The 1,810-nt window shown below is 73.2% G+C and carries 2 protein-coding genes; both read left to right on the forward strand.

The window, feature by feature from the left end; all coding sequences use genetic code 11:
- Positions 1 to 846 (forward strand): two-component system sensor histidine kinase NtrB (locus FKV24_RS09140; protein ID WP_141482160.1); only part of this gene is annotated, 846 nt, incomplete at its 5' end.
- Positions 843 to 1,810: sigma 54-interacting transcriptional regulator (locus FKV24_RS09145; protein ID WP_141482161.1), on the forward strand; the 968-nt coding region annotated here is incomplete at its 3' end. The genes FKV24_RS09140 and FKV24_RS09145, both read left to right, overlap by 4 nt.

Raw genomic sequence — 1,810 nt, forward strand, 5'->3', positions numbered from 1 at the left:
GCGCGGCTGCGATTCACCGACCACGACGAGTGTTTCGCCGACGTCTGGCTCAGCCGTACCGGCGACGGCGGCTGGCGGATGGAGGCGCATCCGGTCGACGAGTTTCCCGGCGATGACCCGGCCCTGCTGCTGCCGTCGGCGCTGTCGGCCTCGTTGAAGGGACTGGCCCACGAACTGCGCAATCCGCTGGCCGGCCTCAAGGGCGCGGCGCAGTTGCTGTCGCGTCGCGTCGACGACGCCGAATCGCGCGAACTGGTGGGGCTGATCGAGGACGAGGTCGCGCGGCTGACCGGCCTGCTCGATCAGCTGTTGAGCCCGGCGCCGTCGCGGCCGCCGTCGCCGCTCAACATCCACGCCGTGCTCGAACGGGTGCTGCGGCTGGCCGAGAGCGATGCCGGCTGGGCGGTGCGCCTGCTGCGCGATTACGACCCCAGCCTGCCGGAACTGATGGGCGACGCCGATCGTCTGGTGCAGGCGGTCTGGAACCTGGTCCGCAACGCGATCGAGGCCGGCGCCACCCACGTGACCCTGCGCACCCGCGCCGAGCACGGCGTGCGCATCGGCGAGACCCTGCACCCGGTCGCGCTGAGGCTGGAGATCGTCGATGACGGCCGCGGCATTCCCGACGAGCTGGCCGAGCGCCTGTTCCTGCCGCTGGTCTCCGGCCGTGCCGAGGGCAGCGGGCTGGGCCTGGCGTTGGCCCAGCAGGTCGCCCGCGAGCATCGCGGTTCGCTGGCCTACCGTTCGCGTCCCGGACACACGGTGTTCACCCTGCTGTTGCCGATGCCGGCAGCGCCCGAGGCCGACGCCGGGGCGCCGGCCGATGCGCCGGAGGCGACGCCATGAGCTCGCGCGTCTGGGTGGTCGACGACGATCGCAGCGTGCGCTTCGTGCTGGCGGCGGCGTTGCGCCAGGCCGGGCACGCGACCGAGGACTTCGCCAGCGCCGCCGAAGCGCTGCGGGCGCTGGAACTGCACGGACCGCCGGATCTGCTGTTCACCGACGTGCGCATGCCCGGCGACGACGGTCTGGTCCTGCTGGACAGGCTCAAGCAGGCGCATCCGGCGCTGCCGGTGATCGTGATGAGCGCCTACACCGACGTGGCCAGCACCGCCGGCGCGTTCCGTGGCGGCGCCCACGAATTTTTGTCCAAGCCGTTCGATCTGGACGAAGCGGTGGCGCTGGCGGCGCAGGCGCTGGGCACCGCCGCGGACGAGGACGCGGCCGAACAGGCGCCGGAGGCCGGGGCCGGAACGGCCGGGGCCGATGCCCTGATCGGCGACACCCCGGCCATGCGTACCCTGTTCCGCGCGATCGGGCGGCTGGCGCAGGCGCCGCTGTCGGTGTTGATCACCGGCGAGACCGGCACCGGCAAGGAGCTGGTCGCCCGCGCCCTGCATCGCGAATCGCCGCGCGCGCAGCGGCCGTTCGTCGCGCTCAACACCGCGGCGATCCCGGCCGAGCTGCTGGAGAGCGAGCTGTTCGGCCACGAGGCCGGCGCCTTCACCGGTGCCGGCAAGCGCCATGTCGGCCGCTTCGAGCAGGCCAACGGCGGCACCCTGTTCCTCGACGAGATCGGCGACATGCCGCTGCCGCTGCAGACCCGGCTGTTGCGGGTGCTGGCCGAGGGCGAGTTCTTCCGGGTCGGCGGGCGCGAGCTGATCCGGGTCGACGTGCGGGTGATCGCGGCGACCCACCAGGCCCTGGATACCCTGGTCGCCGAGGGTCGCTTCCGCGCCGACCTGCTGCACCGGCTCGACGTCGTCCGCCTGCACCTGCCGCCGCTGCGCGAGCGGCGCGAGGACGTGCC

Origin of the sequence: Marilutibacter maris (assembly GCF_006546735.2) — a bacterium.
Classification (GTDB): Bacteria; Pseudomonadota; Gammaproteobacteria; order Xanthomonadales; family Xanthomonadaceae; genus Marilutibacter; species Marilutibacter maris.